Raw genomic sequence first — 18,504 nt, forward strand, 5'->3', positions numbered from 1 at the left:
ATGATGGGGAATGGCCGAATGCAAAAGGGGCGATTGCAAAAGAGCATGCAATCGTAACCTTCTGCGCGGTATCTAGCGGGCAATGTCCAAGCCGATGCTCCTGGCCGACTTCGTCCGGCTGCCCCCCACGATCCGCGCCGACGTGGTCGAGGGGCTTGCCGCGGCGATCGACAGCGTCGCGGAGCGAGGCGCGGAGAGCCACCGCTTCCTGCGCTTCGGTTGGTACGCCGCCGCGCTTGCGGCCTATGGCGGGCAGGCCAAGACCCTGGTCGTCGAGCAGGACGATGCGCCGGTGCTGACGCTGCCGTTCGTGCCGTTGGGGCCGGGCCTGCTCCGGATCGCGGCGATCCCGGGTTGCTACTGGCCGTTCCGCAGCTTCGGCCTTGCGCTCGAAGCCGGTGAACCTGCGCTAAAGGCCGCGCTGTCGACCCTGGCGCGCAACGTCAACGGCATCAGGATCGGCCCGGTCTACGACACCGACCCCGCCGCCGCCGCGTTGATCGCCACCGCCCGCGCGCAAGGCTGGACGACGGTCGATCGCGCGATCGGCGATAGCTGGTCGCTCGACCTGCCACGTGCGCGCGAAGGCGAGCCCTGGCCGCGCACCTCGACGCTGCGCAAGAACCGCTTCCACGAAAAACACCTCGCCGAGCATGGCGCACCCGACTGGCGCTTCCTCTCGGGCGCGGACTGGCCCGCCGCGTTCGCCGATCTCGGCGCGGTCGAGCAGACGAGCTGGATCGCGCACGCTACCGATCGCACCGGCATGAAGTTCACCGCCGACGGTCACCTCGCCTTTTGGCAGGCTGCGGTCGCCGACCCGGTGCTTGCGGGCATGTTCCGCGCCGCGCTGCTAACGGTCGACGGTGCGCCTGCCGCCTTCTCGTTCGATATCGATACCGGCGAACTGCTGTACGCGGTCGCCAACAGCTACGACCCGCGTTTCGCCAAGCACTCGCCGGGCAAACTGCTCTACTGGCGCAACCTGGTCGCGGCCCAGGCGCGAGGGATCCGCCGGGTCGATTGGGGCGCAGGCGATAGTGGCTACAAGCAGGTCATCGGCGCGACGGTCGACGCACCGATCCGTGACTGGCTGCTGTTCCGCCCTGGACTGCCGGCGCTGGCGGGACGCCTGCTCGGCTGGTTATGGCGCAGGAGCGGCCAGAGCCGCGGGTGACGAACAGTGTCTCCGAGCCGCTCACGCCACGCTCGCCGAGAACCCGTCCGCCGCACCCCGCAGCACCCCCAGCTGATCGTCGACCTCGCCGAACGCGTGGCCGAGCTGGTCGATCTCGGAGGCCACCGCCTCGGTATCCTCGCGGATCGTGGCGATGGTGTGCGACATCGAATCCGCCGCCAGCGCGGTTTCGTCGACTGCGGCGGTGATCGCACTGACGGTCTGCGCCTGAGATTCCATCGCGTGACGGATCCGTGCGGCACTGCGCTGGACCTCGGCGACGGTCGACTTGATCTCGGCGTTGGTCGCGACCGTCGCCGCGGTCGCCGACTGGATCGCGGCGATCTTCGCGGCGATGTCGTCGGTCGCCCGCGCGGTCTGGTTGGCGAGCGATTTCACCTCCTGCGCGACCACCGCGAAGCCGCGCCCGGCGTCGCCGCGCGCGCCGCCTCGATCGTCGCGTTCAGCGCCAGCAGATTGGTCTGCCCGGCGATGGTGCGGATCAGCCCGAGGATCGATTCGATCGACTTGGCATGTTCGCTCAGCGCCTCCGATACGCCGACTGCCTCGCCGGTCTGGGCGGAGGCGCGGTCGGCGATCTTGCCTGCCGCCTCGACCTCACCGCGCGCATCCTCGATCGCGCGGATCAGCCCGGCGGTGGTGTATGCCGCCTCGCGCATTGCCACCGCGGACTGTTCCGCCGCCGCCGCGACCTCGCTTGCGCGGCCGAGCATGCCGCGGGTCGAGGCCGACGCCCCCGCCGCCTGCACGCGAATCCGTGCGCCCAGCGCCGCGGTATCCTCGATCGACGCGGCAATGCTGCTGCGAAAGTCGGTCGCGCGCGTCTGGCGTTCGACCCGTGCCGCCTCCGCATCGCTCGCGCCGAGATGCGACGCCATGATATCCGCCTCGATCAGCGCGAGCCGCTGGACCACGTCGCTCAGCGTCCGCATCGCCGACAGGTCGCCGCCGAGCCGATCGGCGAGCAGGTTGAGCGTCACGCTGTGCGCAAACGCCAGCGATGACAGCAGCGCGGGCAGGGGGACGCCCGAGCGATGCGAATTCTCTGCATGGCTGATCGCCATCGCCTTCCACGCATCGTCGTTGGGGGCCCCGTATTTCAGGCCGACATACTCGGTGCTCAGGGCGATCCGCTGATCGAGCAGTTCGGGGGTGAAATGCCGCTGGAGGTGCCGCGCCGACTCAAGCGAGAGATAGTGCCGCCAGAACGTCTCGGCGATCCGGCGGCGATCATCGGGTTCGAGCAACGCGCTGAGCGTCGCGCAGGCGGGTTCGATCAGCCCGTCCCAGTCATAATCATGCACGCGCTCGCGCAGCGGCCGTTGATCGCCGCCCCAGTTGCGTACCGGGTTCCGGGTCTTGGTCTCGCCGGCCGCAAGGGCCATCCTCTCCTGGTGTTCGATCATCGCCCCCTCCTGAGGGTCCTTTATGCAGCGACCTTCGCGACGAAATCCCCGGCGCTGTTCTTGAGATTGCCAAGCCGCGAGTCGAGCACGTCGAAGCCGCGGCCGACGCCGTCGATCTCGGTCGCGACCGTCTCGGTATCCTCACGGATCGCGGCGATCGTGGTCGACATCGAATCCGCCGCCAGCGCGGTCTCGTCGACCGCGGCGGTGATCGCGGTCACCGTCTGCGCCTGTGCCTCCATCGCATAGCGGATCCGGTCGGCGCTTTCCTGCACCTCGGCCACGGTCGACTTGATCGACGCGTTGGTCTGGACCGTCGAGCGCGTCGCCGACTGGATCGCGGCGATCTTTGCGGCGATGTCGTCGGTTGCGCGTGCGGTCTGGTTGGCGAGACTCTTCACTTCCTGCGCCACGACCGCGAATCCGCGGCCCGCATCGCCGGCGCGTGCGGCCTCGATCGTCGCGTTCAGTGCGAGCAGGTTGGTCTGCCCGGCGATGTCGCGGATCAGCCCGAGGATCGACTCGATCGACTTCGCGTGATCGCTGAGAGTTTCGGACATGCCGACCGCCTGGCCGGCTTGCACCGAAGCCCGGTTGGCGATCTCGGCCGCAGCCTCGACCTCGGTCCGCGCATCCTCGATCGCCCGGATCAGTCCAGCGGCGGTTTGCGCGGCTTCGCGCATCGCGACCGCGGATTGCTCGGCGGCGGCGGCGACTTCGCTTGCCTTGCCCAGCACCGCGCGGGTCGACGCCGAACTGCGCATCGCCTGTTCGCGGAGCATATGGCCTTCGTCGGTCGCGGTCTCGACCATTGCCGCGATGCCGTCGCGGAACTCGGCCGCCAGCGTATCGCGTGCGTTCTGCGCGGAGTGCGTCCGGTATGCGTTGTAGATCGCGACGGTGATCTCGCCTTCGAGCGCCGACAGCCGCATCAGCGTGTCGATATAGACCGGCAGCTTGGCGTCCGACCGGTCGACCCGGCGCATCAAGACTTCGAGCGCGGCACGGTCGCTCGCGCTGATCATCGACAGCAGCGCCATCGGCGACACATCGGCGACATAGGCAGCGGCGACCGAGCGTTCGACCGACTCGACCCAGGCGCGACCGCTCGTCTCGAGGAAGCGATTGCGCAGGAAGGTGCAGCCGACCTCGATCATCCGCTCGGTTTCGTGCGCCGCCCAGATCCGCTCGTCGGAGAAACAGCGCAGCCATTGCTCCCAATACGCCTTCGAGACGTGCGTGATTTCGGGAGCGAGCGCGGCCCAGACTTCGCGACTCGCGCCAGCCAGCGATCCGTCGAAGTCGAACGCCCGCAGCCGGGCTGCCAGGTCGACGGAGGCGGCGATCGCGCCGGGTACCGGCAGGTCGGTGGTGGTCAAGATGCTGGGCTCCGGATCGGGAATACCGGTCCAGCGCTACACGGCATATCTTAAGAGCGGGTTAGGGATGGGGGCCGTGTCGCCCGTGTTGCGGATTATTTCGAAACCGCAATGAAGTGGATCGGCGCTCCCATGTCGCGTGGAGGGTCAGCGGTGTCATGGGTTATCGGACCGGCCCCAATGGGTTGCATCGCAGCACGCGGTGGCTAATAGGTCGCCCAATCTCTATACTCTGGACCAAGCTGTTCTTGGTTCGTCATCTTCTGGTTCGAGGACTCCGCCCTTGGCATCGCGCAACCCGGCACGCCCGCTTTCTCCCCATCTGCAGGTCTATAAATGGGGCCCGCACATGCTGGTCTCGATCCTGCACCGCGTGACCGGCAGCGGGATGGCGACCGTCGGCAGCCTGCTGCTCGTCTGGTGGCTCGCCGCGATCGCCGCGGGCGATCAGGCCTATGCGACCTTCGTCGACGTGTTCACCACCGACACCGGCCGGCTCAACATCCTCGGCTATATCGTCGCGGTCGGGCTGACGCTGTCGCTGTTCCAGCACATGATGACCGGCATCCGCCACTTCGTGCTCGATACCGGCGCGGGCTACGAACTGAAGCGCAACAAGATGGGCGCGATCGCGACGATGGTCGCGTCTGTCGCGCTGACGGTCGTGTTCTGGCTCTTCATGGGGATCAAGTAATGGGTTCGGGTACGGCAATCGGTCGCGTCCGCGGCCTCGGCAGCGCGAAACACGGCGCGCATCACTGGTGGCAGCAGCGCCTGACGGCAGGCGCGAACCTGTTCCTCATGCTGTGGCTGATGATCTCGGTCGCACGGATGCCCGGCTATGATTACGCCGCGGTCCATCTGTGGCTGCAGTCGGCGTGGGTCGCGGTGCCGATGGCGCTGCTGATCCTGTCGGTCTTCTATCACTTCCGTCTCGGTCTTCAGGTCGTGATCGAGGATTACATGCACGACGAAAGCCGTGTCGTGACGATGATCCTCCTCAACCTGTTCACCTTCACGCTGGGCGGCATCGCCCTGTTCGCGATCCTGAAGGTCGCCTTCTCCGAGCTCCCGCGTAATGTCAGCTGCCTACAAGATCATCGATCATACCTATGATGCGGTCGTCGTCGGTGCCGGCGGTTCCGGCCTGCGCGCGACGATGGGCATCGCCGAGAGCGGCCTGAAGACCGCGTGCATCACCAAGGTCTTCCCGACCCGTTCGCACACCGTCGCCGCACAGGGCGGCATCGCCGCCAGCCTTGGCAACAACTCGCCGGATCACTGGACCTGGCACATGTTCGACACCGTCAAGGGTTCCGACTGGCTCGGCGACCAGGACGCGATCGAGTATCTCTGCCGCGAAGCTCCGCAGGCGGTCTACGAGCTCGAACATGCCGGCATGCCGTTCAGCCGTAACGAGAACGGCACGATCTATCAGCGTCCGTTCGGCGGCCACATGCAGAACATGGGCGAGGGGCCTCCGGTCCAGCGCACCGCCGCCGCCGCCGATCGCACCGGCCACGCGATGCTCCACGCGCTGTATCAGCAGAGCCTGAAGTACAACACGGACTTCTTCGTCGAGTATTTCGCGCTCGACCTGATCATGGAAAATGGCGTCTGCCGCGGCGTCATCGCGCTGTGCATGGAAGACGGCTCGATCCATCGCTTCCGCAGCCACCAGACCGTGCTCGCCACCGGTGGCTATGGCCGCGTCTATTTCTCGGCGACCTCGGCGCACACCTGCACCGGCGACGGCAACGCGATGGTGCTCCGCGCCGGCCTGCCGCTGCAGGACATGGAGTTCGTCCAGTTCCACCCGACCGGCATCTACGGCGCGGGCGTGCTCATCACCGAGGGCGCACGCGGTGAGGGCGGTTACCTGACCAACTCCGAGGGCGAGCGCTTCATGGAGCGCTATGCTCCGTCGGCAAAGGACCTCGCCTCGCGCGACGTCGTCAGCCGCTCGATGGCGCTCGAAATGCGCGAAGGCCGCGGCGTCGGCAAGAACGGCGACCACATCTTCCTGCATCTCGATCACATCGATCCCAAGGTGCTCGCCGAGCGCCTGCCGGGCATCACCGAGACGGGGAAAGTCTTCGCCGGCGTCGATCTCACGCGTCAGCCGCTGCCGGTCACGCCGACCGTGCACTACAACATGGGCGGCATCCCGACCAACTTCCACGGCGAGGTCGTCAACCTGGTCGACGGCAACCCCGACGCGGTCGTCCCCGGCCTGTTCGCGGTCGGCGAAGCGGCGTGCGTCTCGGTCCACGGCGCCAACCGCCTCGGCTCGAACAGCCTGATCGATCTCGTGGTGTTCGGCCGCGCGACCGGCCTGCGGATCAAGGACACGCTGAAGCCCGGTACGGCGCACGCGCCGCTGCCCAAGGGTTCGGAAGACTTGGCGCTCACGCGTCTCGACCATTTCCGCAATGCGTCGGGCGGTTCGCCGACCGCGCAGATCCGTCTCGACATGCAGCAGACCATGCAGAAGCATTGCGCCGTGTTCCGCGACACCGAGCTGCTCAACCAGGGCGTCGAGAAGATGGCCGGGATCTACAGCCGGATGACCGACGTCGCGGTGAAGGATCGTAGCATGATCTGGAACACCGATCTGGTCGAGACGATGGAGCTCGACAATCTGATCGGCCAGGCGGTCGTGACGATGAACTCGGCGGCCAACCGCACCGAGTCGCGCGGCGCGCACATGCACGAGGATTTCCCCGAGCGTGATGACGCGAACTGGATGAAGCACACCATCACCACCTTCAACGGCTGGGGCGGCAAGGGCGGCGAGACCAAGATCGATTTCCGCCCGGTCCACGATTACACGCTCACCGACGACATCGACTACATCAAGCCCAAGAAGCGGGTATACTGATGACCTGGGCCATCATCGCGATCGGGTTCCTGGTGCCCGTCGCGGTGGGGCTCCTGACGCGCTTCCAACCGATGATCGCCGGCTTCCTGTGGCCGGTGGTCGTTGCGCTACTGACCGCGATCTACGTCTTCGGTATCGAGAGCCGCGGCGTGGGCGAAGAACCCCAAAAGATAGCGATCACGTTCTACGCGCTCTTCTCGCTAGTAGGCGGCGTCCCCGGCGGCCTCGTAGGCTGGATTCTTCAGCACAAGCGCGCCGCTAAGCAGGCAAACTAAGCGTTGTTCTAAGTCCCGTTCTCCTGCGAACGCAGGAGCCCAGGATCACGAACACCGCGCTCCGTACCCTAGACTCCTGCGTTCGCAGGAGAACGGTCGGCTGCGACAAATATGCTACCGCTCAAGCCGCCCTGCCGCGATCTTGTACACCAGATTACGATCCCGCCGCCCGACCGCCACGACGATCACCGTCACCAAGCCGTCGTCGACCCGGTACACAAGTCGATACCCCGCGGCCCGCAGCTTGATCTTGTAGCACCCGGTCATCCCGCTCAGTCGCGCGCTCGCGATGTGCGGCTCGCCCAACCGCTCGGTCAGCTTCGCCTTGAACTGTTCGCGAACATTGGCGCCAAGTTTCTCCCACTCCCGCAGCGCACTCGGCAGGAACGCTAGACTATAGGTCGCCAAGCGACACCGCGACCGGCACCTCGTCGGCACGCGCGCGCACCAGTTCCGCCAGTTCGACGTCTTCCAAACGGTCCATCAATTCCTCCCACGCCGCTGCCGGCACGAGATACGCGGCGGGCGTATTCCGATTAAGCACCGCCACTGGGAATCCGCCCGCAGCCTCGATGACCCCAGACGGATTCTTCTTCAGGTCGCTGATGCTCACCGTCGCGCCGGCATGGATGGTCTCGATCATGACCGCTTCATAGCACGTCGAACAGGTCTTACCAAATCACCGTGCTGATATGCGGCAACCCATCCGGAACCCACCGCCCCCGCAAAAGTTTGCCGCGGCATGACCGATACATCCCCCGCCTCCAACGCCCGCAACTACCCGCTGCTGGCCGCCCCCCACATCCACCTCCACGGCCCCGTCGACGACGCGATGTACGACAATTTCAAGTCGCAGCTCGTCGCCGCCCCCACCGAAGGTCCGCTGGTCGTCTCGATCACCACGCTCGGCGGCGACCCGGAAGTCGCGCGCGATGGGCGACAACATCCGCCTGCTCCGCGAATATACCGGCCGCGAGACGCTCTTCCTCGGCAAGGTCGCGGTCTATTCCGCCGGCGCGACCTTCATGTCCGCCTTCCCGGTCGATAGCCGTTTTCTGACCCGCAACAGCCGTATCATGATCCACGAGCGCCAGATGCAGAGCACGATCGAACTCAACGGCCCGCTCAACACGCTGTCCTACACGCTCAAGGCGAAGCTCCACGAGATCGAGGACTCGATCAACATCCAGGAGGAAGGCTTCCGCGCGATCGTCGAGGGCTCGAAGGTGTCGCTCGAGGAGCTGAAGAAGAAGGCCCCCTCCAACTGGTACATCGAAGCCGAGGAAGCGCGCGACCTAGGGCTCGTCCTCGATATCATCTGACCCGGCACGCGCAGGCAACGCGACAGCGGGTGTGACGCATGTTGCACCCGCGAAGCTAAGGATTTGCGGGGAGGGCCCCTGTCATGTATCGGCTCTGACAACTTATAATCACACCACGGACGGACCGCTCGCAATGGCCGAATTCTCGCTCCCGAAAAACAGCGTCGTCAAGAAGGGCGTCAAGCACGCCTCGACCAGCCAGGGTTCGGGGGACAGCAAGCGTCTGAAATCGTTCAAGGTGTATCGCTACGATCCCGACAGCGGCGAGAACCCGCGCTACGATAATTTCGAGCTCGATCTCGACGACACCGGCCCGATGGTGCTCGACGCGCTCATCAAGATGAAGAGCGAGCAGGATTCCTCGCTCACCTTCCGCCGCTCGTGCCGCGAGGGCATTTGCGGCTCGTGCTCGATGAACATCAACGGCAAGAACGGCCTCGCCTGCACCACCGCGATCGAGGACTGCAAGGGCGAGGTCCAGATCACGCCGCTGCCGCACATGGACGTGATCAAGGACCTGGTCCCCGACTTCACGCATTTCTACGCGCAATATTCGTCGATCAAGCCGTGGCTGCAGACCGTTACCCCGCCGCCCTCGGGCAAGGAGCGCCTCCAGTCGCCCGAAGACCGCTCGAAGCTCGACGGCCTCTACGAGTGCATCCTGTGCGCCTGCTGCTCGACGTCGTGCCCGAGCTATTGGTGGAACGCCGACAAGTTCTTGGGGCCGGCGATCCTGTTGCAGGCCTATCGCTGGCTCGCCGACAGCCGCGACGAGATGACCGGCGAGCGGCTCGACGAGCTCGAGGATCCGTTCCGCCTGTATCGCTGCCACACCATCATGAACTGCGCCAACGCGTGCCCCAAGGGCCTCAACCCCGCCAAGGCGATCGCCGAGATCAAGAAGATGGAAGCCGAACGGATCGTCTGATCCCTTCGATACTGGCCTTCGACTTCGCTCAGTCCCTACTCAGGACGAACGGGGGTATAAATTTCCGTTCGTCCTGAGTAGCTGCTGAGCTTGTCGAAGCGGCGTATCGAAGGACAGGTTGTTGACCACCCCCATTTCGTCGAAGCCGAAGACCCCGCCAACCCTGGCTGGCGCAGCTGGTCGCTCTCCGACCCGACCCGCTTCAACACGCTGCTCGGCCCCATGCTCTACCGCGTCGACGGCCACACCGTCCGCGTCCGCATCACCCCCGAGCATCGCCACTCCAACCTCCAGAACAACGTCCACGGCGGCGCGCTCCTCGCGTTCATCGACGTCGCGCTGTTCGCAGCGGCAAGAGGCTTCGGCCTGATCACCGCCGGCACCGCGGTCACGCTCGATCTCAACACGCAATTCATCGGCGGTGGCCGCGTCGGCGAGCCGATCGAGGCGCAGGTCGAGGTGCTCAAGGAAACCGGCCGCCTCTTGTTCCTGCGGGGGCTCGTGGTGCAAGGGGACGACGAAGCCAAGATCGCCGCCTTCTCAGCCACGATCCGCAAGCCGTCGCCTAAGCCGCCGAAGGGCTGACCCCGGCCGCTATCACCACCCCGGCGAAGGCCGGGGCCCAATTGGGAAACGATCAGTGTTGAAGCGCCCCGCTCCGTTATCGAAACCTCTCATATTGGGCCCCGGCCTCCGCCGGGGTGGTAAAGAGGTGGGGAAGTGACCGTCCTCAAGGCCTACGAAGCACTCGTAGCCTCGGGCGAACTCCGCCCCGACCCCGAACAGGCCGCCGCCGCAGCCCGCCTCAACACCCTCGCCACCGAACTCACCACCCCCAAATCCACAGGCTTTTTCGCCCGCTTCTCCAAGAAAGCAGACCCCCGCGGCGTCTACCTCTGGGGCGGAGTCGGTCGCGGCAAGTCGATGCTGATGGACCTGTTCTTCGCCAACGCCCCCGTCGAGAAGAAACGCCGCGTCCACTTCGGCGAGTTCATGCTCGAGGTCCACGCGCGCATCGCCGCCGAGCGCCGCAAGGAAGTCGGCGACCCGATCGTCCCCGTCGCCACCGCGATCGCCGACGAGACCCGCCTCCTCGCGTTCGACGAGATGATGGTCACCAACAGCCCCGATGCGATGATCCTGTCGCGGCTGGTGACGTCGCTGCTCGATTCCGGCGTGACGATCGTCACTACGTCCAACCGCCCGCCCGCCGATCTCTACAAGAACGGTCTCAACCGCGAGCATTTCCTGCCCTTCATCGCGACCATCGAGCAGCGCCTCGACGTGCTCCCGCTCAACGGCCCGGTCGACTATCGCCGCGACCGGCTCGGCAGCCAGGACACTTGGCTCGTCCCCAACGGCCCCGAGGCGACCGCGCAGCTCTCCGCCGCATTCTTCCGCCTCACCGACTTCTCGACCGACGACAGCGAGCACGTCCCGGCCGAGGACCTGATCGTCCAGGGCCGCACGCTGCGGGTGCCGAAGTCGCTCAAGGGCGTCGCGGTGTTCAGCTTCAAGAAGCTGTGCGGAGAAGCCCGCGGCGTGGCCGACTACCTCGCCATCGCGCGGAAGTTCCACACCGTCATCCTGGTCGGCATTCCCAAGCTCGGCCCCGAAAACCGCAACGAGGCCGCGCGCTTAGTCGCGCTGATCGACGCGCTGTACGAGCACAAGGTCAAGCTCCTCGCCGCCGCCGATGCGCAACCCGGCGACCTCTACGAAAGCGGCGACGGGCGCTTCGAGTTCGACCGCACGATCAGCCGTTTGGAAGAGATGCGGTCCGAGGACTATCTCGCCGAGGGCCACCTCTAACTGTCCAAAACACCACCCCGGCGAAGGCCGGGGCCCAATTGGAAAGGTCGCAGTAACAGTGCGCGGTGCTCCGTTAGCAACGTTCCCCAATTGGGCCCCGGCCTCCGCCGGGGTGGTTTGGTCCGGATGGCTGCACCTTATTGCACATGCGAACCACTCGCAATAACAACCCGCTTTTGTCCTTTTAGCGGTTGCCGTAGCGGGATAATGCGCGTAACCGGCGTCACCAATCACCCCGCACATCAGACGGAGACGGATTGGAATGGCTCGCAAGAAGATCGCGCTGATCGGCGCCGGTAACATCGGCGGTACGCTCGCGCACCTCGCAGCACTCAAGGGCCTTGGCGATATCGTCCTGTTCGACGTCGCTGAGGGCATCCCCCAGGGCAAGGCGCTCGACCTGTCGCAGTGCGGCCCGGTCGAAGGCTTCGACTCGCAGATCACCGGCTCGAACGATTACGCCGACATCGCCGGCGCGGACGTCATCATCGTCACCGCCGGTGTCGCACGCAAGCCCGGCATGAGCCGCGACGACCTGCTCGGCATCAACCTGAAGGTCATGAAGGCCGTCGGCGAAGGCATCAAGGCCAACGCCCCGAACGCATTCGTGATCTGCATCACCAACCCGCTCGACGCGATGGTTTGGGCACTCCGCGAGTTCTCGGGCCTGCCGCACCACATGGTCGTCGGCATGGCCGGCGTGCTCGATTCGGCACGCTTCAGCCACTTCCTCGCCGACGAGTTCAAGGTCTCGGTCAAGGACGTCACCAGCTTCGTGCTCGGCGGCCACGGCGACACGATGGTCCCGGTCATTAGCTACTCGACCGTGTCGGGCATCCCGGTTCCCGACCTCATCGCGATGGGCATGTCGAGCCAGGAAAAGATCGATGCGATCGTCAAGCGCACGCGCGGCGGCGGCGGCGAGATCGTCGCCCTGCTGAAGACGGGTTCGGCATACTACGCGCCGGCGACCAGCGGCATCGCGATGGCCGAGGCGTATCTGTACGATCAGAAGCGCGTGCTGCCGGCCGCGGCGTATGTCTCGGGCGAATACGGCCTTACCGATCTGTACGTCGGCGTGCCGGTGGTGATCGGTGCGGGCGGCGTCGAGAAGATCGTCGAGATCAAGCTGGACGACGAAGCGAAGCAGAACCTCACCGTGTCGGTCGATGCGGTCAAGGAACTGATCGTGGCCTGCAAGGGCATCGATGGTTCGCTGAACTGATTTGAGGTGAGGTAAGGATCGTACCACCCCGGCGAAGGCCGGGGCCCAATTGGGAAGGCCCCGCTGATGGAAGAACAAGCGTTCGTCTACATCATGGCAAGTGGGTTTAATGGCACGATCTACCTCGGCTCGACGCTGAACCTGGCGAAGCGCGTGTGGGAACACCGCAACGCCGTCGTTGCCGGGTTCACGAAGAAATACGACTGCAAGCTGCTCGTCTGGTATGAGTTAGCCGGTAGTTGGGAAGCCGCCCGGCAGCGCGAGCTGCACATGAAGGAGTGGAAGCGAGACTGGAAGCTGCGTGAGATCAACGGTTTCAATCCCTCTTGGGACGACCTTTACGATCGCATCGCACTGCCATGACCGCTTTCCCAATTGGGCCCCGGCCTTCGCCGGGGTGGTAAGGAACGAGACAAGATGAGCATCCTCGTCGACAAGAACACCAAGGTCATCACGCAAGGCATGACCGGCGAAACCGGCAGCTTTCATACCAAGATGGCGCTGGAATACGGCACGCAGATGGTCGGCGGCGTCACCCCCGGCAAGGGCGGCACGACCCACCTCGACCTCCCCGTCTACAACACCGTCGCCGAAGCCAAGGCGATGACCGGCGCGACCGCGTCGGTCATCTACGTGCCGCCGCCCTTCGCCGCCGATTCGATCCTCGAGGCGATCGACGCCGAGATCGAGCTGATCGTCGCGATCACCGAGGGCATTCCCGTCCTCGACATGGTCAAGGTCAAGCGCGCGCTGTCGGGCTCCAAGTCGCGGCTCATCGGCCCGAACTGCCCCGGCGTGCTGACCCCCGGCGAGTGCAAGATCGGCATCATGCCCGGCTCGATCTTCAAGAAGGGCTCGGTCGGCGTTGTCAGCCGTTCAGGCACGCTCACCTATGAGGCCGTGTTCCAGACGTCGAACGCAGGCCTTGGTCAGACGACCGCGGTCGGCATCGGTGGCGATCCGGTCAACGGCACGAACTTCATCGACGTGCTCGAGCTGTTCCTTGCCGACGACGAGACCCAGTCGATCATCATGATCGGCGAAATCGGCGGCGACGCCGAGGAGCAGGCGGCGCAGTTCCTCCGCGACGAAGCCAAGCGCGGTCGGTCGAAGCCGATGGCAGGCTTCATCGCCGGCCGTACGGCGCCTCCGGGCCGTCGCATGGGCCATGCCGGCGCGATCGTGTCGGGCGGCAAGGGCGACGCAGAGAGCAAGATCGCGGCGATGGAAGCTGCCGGGATCAAGGTCTCGGAAAGCCCCAGCCTGCTCGGCGAGACGCTGCTGAGCGTGTTGAAGGGCTAAGTTAGAGTAAGATTGTTCCCCCGCGAAGGCGGGGGCCCAGTCTGGGTCCCCGCCTTCGCGGGGACACAAAGAGGACGGTTGTGATGGGCTACGAAGGCCAGGATTTCAGCGATATCGCAGCCGGCGTCAGCCCGGCGTTCGTGGAGACGCTCTACGCCAAGTTCAACGCGGACCCGGCCTCGGTCGAATCCGGTTGGCGCGCGTTCTTCGAGGGTCTCGAAGGCTCCGCGCAGGGCCCGAGCTGGGAGAGCGCCCGCTGGCCGCTCACCACCACGGACGACCTGACCGCAGCGCTCGATCCGACCCAGATGGAGCCCGCGCCCAAGCCCGCCCGAGATGGCAAGGGGGCGGCAAGCCCGCTCCCGCCGCAGCGGCACCCGCTCCCGTCTCGAAGGAAGAGATCGCCAAGGCCGCCGCCGACGCGATCCGCGCGCAGCTGCTCGTCCGCACCTACCGTGTCCGCGGTCATCTCGCCGCCAACCTCGATCCGCTCGGCCTCTCGAAGCGCGAGATGCCCGAGGATTTGAAGACCGAATATCACGGCTTCTCCGACGCCGACATCGACCGGAAGGTCTATCTCGGCGGCACGATGGGCTTCGAATGGGTCTCGATCCGCGAGCTCGTCGACACGTTGCGCAAGAATTACTGCGGCAATGTCGGCCTCGAATACATGCATATCTCCGACGTCGAGGAGCGCCGCTTCCTCCAGGAGCGCATGGAGGGCCAGGACAAGGCAATCGAATTCTCCACCGACGGCAAGAAGGCGATCCTCACCAAGGTGATCCAGGCCGAGCAGTGGGAGAAATTCCTCGGCAAGAAGTATGTCGGTACGAAGCGCTTCGGGCTCGACGGCGGCGAATCAATGATCCCCGCGCTTGAAAGCGTCATCAAATATGGCGGCCAGATGGGCGTGCGCGAGCTCGTCATCGGCATGGCGCATCGTGGTCGTCTCAACGTGCTGGCGAACGTGATGGCCAAGCCGTTGCGCGTGATCTTCCACGAATTCGCCGGCGGTTCGGCCAACCCCGACGACATCGGCGGTTCGGGCGACGTGAAATATCACCTCGGCACCAGCACCGATCGCGAGTTCGACGGCCACAAGGTTCACATGAGCCTGGTCGCCAACCCGTCGCATCTTGAGGCGGCCGACCCCGTCGTGCTCGGCAAGACGCGCGCGATCCAGACGCTCAACAACGATCTCAAGGATCACGTCGCCAGCCTGCCCGTGCTGATCCACGGCGACGCCGCGTTCGCAGGGCAGGGCATCGTCTGGGAGTGCCTCGGCTTCTCCGGTATCCGCGGCTACAACACCGGCGGCTGCGTTCACTTCATCATCAACAACCAGGTCGGCTTCACGACCTCGCCGCAGTTCGCGCGCTCGTCGCCTTACCCATCGGACGTCGCCAAGGGCGTCCAGGCGCCGGTCTTCCACGTCAACGGCGACGATCCCGAGGCGGTCACCTTCGCGACCAAGATGGCGATGGAATTCCGCCAGAAGTTCCACCGCGACATCGTCATCGACATGTGGTGCTATCGCCGCTTCGGCCACAACGAGGGCGACGAGCCGTCCTTCACGCAGCCGCTGATGTACGACATCATCCGCAAGCACCCCGGCGTCTCGTCGGTGTACGGCGATCGCCTGATCAGGGAAGGCGTGATCGACCAGCCCTGGATCGACGAGAACGTGAAGCAGTTCACGCTCCGTCTCGAAGGCGAGTTCGAAGCCGGGTCGTCGTATAAGCCGAACAAGGCCGACTGGTTCGGCGGTCGCTGGACCGGCCTCAGCGCGCCCACCGATGGCGCGTCGGCACGGCGCAACGTCGAAACCGGTCTCAGCACGAAGCTGTTCGATCTCGCTTGGCCGCACGCTGACGACGATCCCCGACAGCGTGAAGATCCACAAGACGCTCAACCGCGTGATCGATGCCAAGCGCGAGATGTTCAAGTCGGGCAAGGGCTTCGACTGGGCGACCGGCGAGGCACTCGCGTTCGGCGGCCTGCTCTCGGAAGGCTACGGCGTCCGTCTGTCCGGCCAGGATTCGGGTCGCGGCACCTTCTCGCAGCGCCATGCGGTGTGGGTCGACCAGACCGACGAGCACAAGTACGTGCCGTTGCAGGAAATCGAACACGGCCGCTTCGAGGTACTCGACAGCCCGCTGTCCGAGTACGGCGTGCTTGGCTTCGAATACGGCTACGCGCTCGCCGACCCGAAGACCTTGGTCCTCTGGGAGGCGCAGTTCGGCGATTTCGTCAACGGCGCGCAGATCATGATCGATCAGTTTATCACGTCCGGCGAGTCGAAGTGGCTCCGCGCCAACGGCCTCGTGATGCTGCTCCCGCACGGCTATGAAGGGCAGGGGCCAGAGCACAGCTCGGCACGTCCCGAGCGCTTCCTCCAGTCGTGCGCCGACGACAACATCCAGGTTGCGAACTGCACCAGCCCGGCGAACTATTTCCACCTGCTCCGCCGGCAGATGCATCGCAACTTCCGCAAGCCGCTGATCGTGATGACGCCGAAGTCGTTGCTGCGGCACAAGCTCGCAGTTTCGAATGCCGAGGATTTCCAGGGCGACAGCCACTTCCGCCGCCTGTTGTCGGATACCAATCCGGCCGCCGACGTCGATACGAAGCGTCTGGTCCTGTGCACCGGCAAGGTCGCGTACGACCTGATCGAGGCACGCGACGCGGCGGGCGACACCGACACGCAGATCGTCCGCGTCGAACAGCTCTATCCCTTCCCCGGCAACCCGATTGCCGAGCGCGTCGCACGGATGCCGAACCTGGAAGAGATCGTCTGGGCGCAGGAAGAGCCGAAGAACAACGGCTATTGGTTCTTCGTCGAGCCGCTGATCGAGGAGGCGCTGGCAACGGTCGATTCCCGCGTGAAGCGCGCGCTACGCCGGGCGCAACGCCTCGGCATCGCCCGCGACCGGCCTGATGAAGCGTCACCAGGCCGAACAGGGCGCGCTCGTCGCCGACGCGCTCGGCCATTCCGTCCGCGACGAAATCCGCCGCACCCGCGCAAACTGATTGAACCCGAACCTTGTTTTCCTGCGAAAGCAGGAACCCAGGGTCCGGCAGAGTAACCCTAGGCCCCTGCGTCCGCAGGAGCACAAAAGGTAGAAGCAAACATGGCAACCGAAGTCACCGTCCCCGTCCTGGGTGAATCGATCACCGAAGCCACCCTCGGCGAGTGGCTGAAGCAGCCCGGCGACCCCGTCGCGGTCGACGAGCCGATCGCCAGCCTCGAGACCGACAAGGTCTCGGTCGAGGTCCCGTCGCCGGTCGCCGGCGTCATGGGCCAGCACGCGGTCGCCGTCGGCGACACCGTGCAGGTCGGCGCGATGCTCGCCACGATCGACTCCGGTGACGGCGCCGCCGCTGCTCCGGCCAAGGCTCCCGAGCCTGCCGCGACCGCAACGCCATCCGCGCCCGCCAAGGACGAGTCCGGCGCAGGGTACGGCGACCAGCCCGGCGCCGGCACCAGCGATTCGCCCGCCGCGCTCTCCCCGTCGGTCCGCCGCGCGGTGCTCGAGCACGGCGTCGACCCCGGCACCGTCAAGGGTACCGGCCGCGACGGTCGCATCACCAAGGAAGACGTGACCGCCGCCGCGTCGAGCAAGCCCGCGCCTGCTCCCGCCGCAGCGCCCGCTCCGGCAGCAGCGCCCGCTGCCGCATCGGGTCGCGGCGAAGAGCGCGTCCGCATGACGCGCCTCCGCCAGACGATCGCCAAGCGTCTCAAGGAAGCGCAGAACACCGCCGCGATGTTGACGACGTTCAACGACGTCGACATGACCGCGGTGATCGAGGCGCGCGCCAAGTACAAGGACCTGTTCGAGAAGAAGCACGGCGTCCGCCTCGGCTTCATGGGCTTCTTCGTGAAGGCCGCCACCATGGCACTGCGCGACATCCCGTCGGTCAACGCGTCGATCGACGGCGACGACATCGTCTATCACGATTACGCGGACATCTCGGTCGCAGTCTCGTCGCCGGGCGGCCTCGTCGTCCCCGTCATCCGCGACGCCGACCAGATGTCGGTCGCGACGATCGAGAAGACGATCGGCGACTTCGGCAAGCGCGCCAAGGAAGGCGCGCTCAAGATGGACGAGATGAAGGGCGGTACCTTCACGATCTCGAACGGCGGCGTGTTCGGCTCGCTGATGTCGACCCCGATCATCAACCCGCCGCAGTCCGCCGTGCTCGGCCTCCACCGCATCGAGGAGCGCCCGGTCGTCGTCAACGGCCAGATCGTCATCCGCCCGATGATGTACCTCGCGCTCAGCTACGACCACCGCCTGATCGACGGCCGCGAAGCCGTGACGTTCCTGGTGGCACTGAAGAATGCGATCGAGGATCCGACGCGCATCTTGATCGACCTCTGACCCACCAAGCCGCCTCGTTCTCCTGCGAAAGCAGGAGCCCAGGGTTTCAGGCGCGGTGCCATGTAACCCTGGATTCCTGCGTTCGCAGGAAAATATGAGACCCGGCTACGTCTACCTGATGGCGAGCAGCCGCAACGGAACGCTCTACCTCGGCGTCACCAGCGACCTGCTCGCCAGAGCCTACCAACACCGCAACCGCCTGATCGACGGCTTCTCCAAGGAGCATGGCTGCGTCCTCCTTGTGTGGTTCGAAGCGAGTGACGACATACAATCTGCGCGGCAACGCGAGTTGCAGATGAAGAAATGGAAGCGGGCCTGGAAGATCGACCTGATCGAACAGACCAACCCGCACTGGAAGGATTTGTACGAGACGCTCTTCTGACCCGTTCTCCTG

The 18,504-nt window shown here is 65.5% G+C and carries 16 protein-coding genes and 3 pseudogenes; 15 read left to right on the forward strand and 4 right to left on the reverse strand.

Features of this window, described 5'->3' with window-relative positions:
• Nucleotides 1-82: 82 nt before the first annotated feature.
• Nucleotides 83-1,177, forward strand: coding sequence for a GNAT family N-acetyltransferase (locus QP181_RS17805; protein ID WP_333929345.1), 1,095 nt, complete (start codon nt 83-85; stop codon nt 1,175-1,177).
• 21 nt (nt 1,178-1,198) lie between these two features.
• On the opposite strand, the pseudogene QP181_RS17810 reads toward QP181_RS17805, so the two are convergent.
• Both QP181_RS17810 and QP181_RS17815 read right to left on the reverse strand, forming a co-directional pair.
• A pseudogene (locus tag QP181_RS17810) lies at nt 1,199-2,583 on the reverse strand (methyl-accepting chemotaxis protein).
• 41 nt (nt 2,584-2,624) lie between these two features.
• Nucleotides 2,625-3,968, reverse strand: coding sequence for a methyl-accepting chemotaxis protein (locus tag QP181_RS17815; protein WP_333929678.1), 1,344 nt, complete (start codon nt 3,966-3,968; stop codon nt 2,625-2,627).
• A 298-nt stretch (nt 3,969-4,266) separates the two neighbouring features.
• Between QP181_RS17815 and sdhC the strand changes: the two genes are divergently transcribed.
• The 4 genes from sdhC to QP181_RS17835 are packed head-to-tail and all read left to right on the forward strand — an operon-like array spanning nt 4,267 to nt 7,139.
• The gene (gene sdhC / locus QP181_RS17820) at nt 4,267-4,677 is read left to right on the forward strand and encodes a succinate dehydrogenase, cytochrome b556 subunit (protein ID WP_333929346.1); all 411 of its coding nucleotides are present in this window, start codon (nt 4,267-4,269) and stop codon (nt 4,675-4,677) included.
• Nucleotides 4,677-5,099 (forward strand): succinate dehydrogenase, hydrophobic membrane anchor protein, encoded by a 423-nt coding sequence (sdhD, locus tag QP181_RS17825; RefSeq protein ID WP_333929347.1) that lies wholly within the window; start codon nt 4,677-4,679, stop codon nt 5,097-5,099. Before sdhC ends, sdhD begins: the two co-directional genes overlap by 1 nt.
• Nucleotides 5,062-6,864: a succinate dehydrogenase flavoprotein subunit gene (gene sdhA, locus QP181_RS17830; RefSeq protein WP_056047438.1), complete on the forward strand. Its 1,803-nt coding sequence runs from the start codon at nt 5,062-5,064 to the stop codon at nt 6,862-6,864. The genes sdhD and sdhA overlap by 38 nt, the downstream gene beginning before the upstream one ends.
• Entirely contained in the window at nt 6,864-7,139 is a 276-nt protein-coding gene (locus QP181_RS17835) for a hypothetical protein (RefSeq protein WP_333929348.1), read from the forward strand. The genes sdhA and QP181_RS17835 overlap by 1 nt, the downstream gene beginning before the upstream one ends.
• Before the next feature lie 114 nt (nt 7,140-7,253).
• Here QP181_RS17835 and QP181_RS17840 read toward each other — a convergent pair whose 3' ends face one another.
• Both QP181_RS17840 and QP181_RS17845 read right to left on the reverse strand, forming a co-directional pair.
• Complete coding sequence (locus tag QP181_RS17840; RefSeq protein ID WP_333929349.1) at nt 7,254-7,547, reverse strand: type II toxin-antitoxin system RelE family toxin; 294 nt, start codon at nt 7,545-7,547, stop codon at nt 7,254-7,256.
• Nucleotides 7,534-7,782 carry a type II toxin-antitoxin system Phd/YefM family antitoxin gene (locus tag QP181_RS17845; protein WP_128454289.1) on the reverse strand — a complete coding sequence of 83 codons (249 nt, stop codon included), beginning with the start codon at nt 7,780-7,782 and terminating at the stop codon, nt 7,534-7,536. Before QP181_RS17845 ends, QP181_RS17840 begins: the two co-directional genes overlap by 14 nt.
• Before the next feature lie 99 nt (nt 7,783-7,881).
• Between QP181_RS17845 and QP181_RS17850 the strand changes: the two are divergent.
• The 10 genes and pseudogenes from QP181_RS17850 to QP181_RS17895 all read left to right on the forward strand — a co-directional run bounded on the left by QP181_RS17850 (nt 7,882) and on the right by QP181_RS17895 (nt 18,492).
• Nucleotides 7,882-8,461: pseudogene (locus QP181_RS17850) on the forward strand (ClpP family protease).
• A 133-nt stretch (nt 8,462-8,594) separates the two neighbouring features.
• A complete protein-coding gene (locus tag QP181_RS17855; protein WP_333929350.1) occupies nt 8,595-9,389 on the forward strand; it encodes a succinate dehydrogenase iron-sulfur subunit in 795 nt (264 codons plus the stop codon).
• Between the two features lie 90 nt (nt 9,390-9,479).
• On the forward strand, nt 9,480-9,974 hold the full coding sequence (locus QP181_RS17860) for a PaaI family thioesterase (protein ID WP_333929351.1): 495 nt from the start codon (nt 9,480-9,482) through the stop codon (nt 9,972-9,974).
• A gap of 135 nt (nt 9,975-10,109) precedes the next feature.
• Nucleotides 10,110-11,201, forward strand: a complete 1,092-nt coding sequence (zapE, locus tag QP181_RS17865) for a cell division protein ZapE (protein ID WP_333929352.1) — start codon at nt 10,110-10,112, stop codon at nt 11,199-11,201.
• Between the two features lie 262 nt (nt 11,202-11,463).
• A complete protein-coding gene (mdh, locus tag QP181_RS17870; protein WP_056047455.1) occupies nt 11,464-12,426 on the forward strand; it encodes a malate dehydrogenase in 963 nt (320 codons plus the stop codon).
• Nucleotides 12,427-12,492: 66 nt separating this feature from the next.
• Complete coding sequence (locus QP181_RS17875) at nt 12,493-12,789, forward strand: GIY-YIG nuclease family protein (RefSeq protein ID WP_093396776.1); 297 nt, start codon at nt 12,493-12,495, stop codon at nt 12,787-12,789.
• Nucleotides 12,790-12,843: 54 nt separating this feature from the next.
• Nucleotides 12,844-13,728, forward strand: a complete 885-nt coding sequence (gene sucD, locus QP181_RS17880) for a succinate--CoA ligase subunit alpha (RefSeq protein ID WP_056047458.1) — start codon at nt 12,844-12,846, stop codon at nt 13,726-13,728.
• A gap of 83 nt (nt 13,729-13,811) precedes the next feature.
• A pseudogene (locus QP181_RS17885) lies at nt 13,812-16,758 on the forward strand (2-oxoglutarate dehydrogenase E1 component).
• Nucleotides 16,759-16,859: 101 nt separating this feature from the next.
• Entirely contained in the window at nt 16,860-18,110 is a 1,251-nt protein-coding gene (gene odhB, locus QP181_RS17890) for a 2-oxoglutarate dehydrogenase complex dihydrolipoyllysine-residue succinyltransferase (protein ID WP_121903545.1), read from the forward strand.
• 94 nt (nt 18,111-18,204) lie between these two features.
• Complete coding sequence (locus QP181_RS17895; RefSeq protein ID WP_333929353.1) at nt 18,205-18,492, forward strand: GIY-YIG nuclease family protein; 288 nt, start codon at nt 18,205-18,207, stop codon at nt 18,490-18,492.
• Nucleotides 18,493-18,504: the final 12 nt, after the last annotated feature.

Origin of the sequence: Sphingomonas sp. LR55 (assembly GCF_036856015.1) — a bacterium.
Taxonomy (GTDB): Bacteria; Pseudomonadota; Alphaproteobacteria; order Sphingomonadales; family Sphingomonadaceae; genus Sphingomonas.

Bases quoted from the DNA above. Each gene is read 5' to 3' on its own strand.
- QP181_RS17805 (WP_333929345.1), top strand. From the start codon at position 83: ATGTCCAAGCCGATGCTCCTGGCCGACTTCGTCCGGCTGCCCCCCACG.
- sdhD (WP_333929347.1), top strand. From the start codon at position 4,677: ATGGGTTCGGGTACGGCAATCGGTCGCGTCCGCGGCCTCGGCAGCGCG.
- sdhA (WP_056047438.1), top strand. From the start codon at position 5,062: ATGTCAGCTGCCTACAAGATCATCGATCATACCTATGATGCGGTCGTC.
- QP181_RS17835 (WP_333929348.1), top strand. From the start codon at position 6,864: ATGACCTGGGCCATCATCGCGATCGGGTTCCTGGTGCCCGTCGCGGTG.
- QP181_RS17845 (WP_128454289.1), bottom strand. From the start codon at position 7,782: ATGATCGAGACCATCCATGCCGGCGCGACGGTGAGCATCAGCGACCTG.
- QP181_RS17855 (WP_333929350.1), top strand. From the start codon at position 8,595: ATGGCCGAATTCTCGCTCCCGAAAAACAGCGTCGTCAAGAAGGGCGTC.
- mdh (WP_056047455.1), top strand. From the start codon at position 11,464: ATGGCTCGCAAGAAGATCGCGCTGATCGGCGCCGGTAACATCGGCGGT.
- QP181_RS17875 (WP_093396776.1), top strand. From the start codon at position 12,493: ATGGAAGAACAAGCGTTCGTCTACATCATGGCAAGTGGGTTTAATGGC.
- sucD (WP_056047458.1), top strand. From the start codon at position 12,844: ATGAGCATCCTCGTCGACAAGAACACCAAGGTCATCACGCAAGGCATG.
- odhB (WP_121903545.1), top strand. From the start codon at position 16,860: ATGGCAACCGAAGTCACCGTCCCCGTCCTGGGTGAATCGATCACCGAA.
- QP181_RS17895 (WP_333929353.1), top strand. From the start codon at position 18,205: ATGAGACCCGGCTACGTCTACCTGATGGCGAGCAGCCGCAACGGAACG.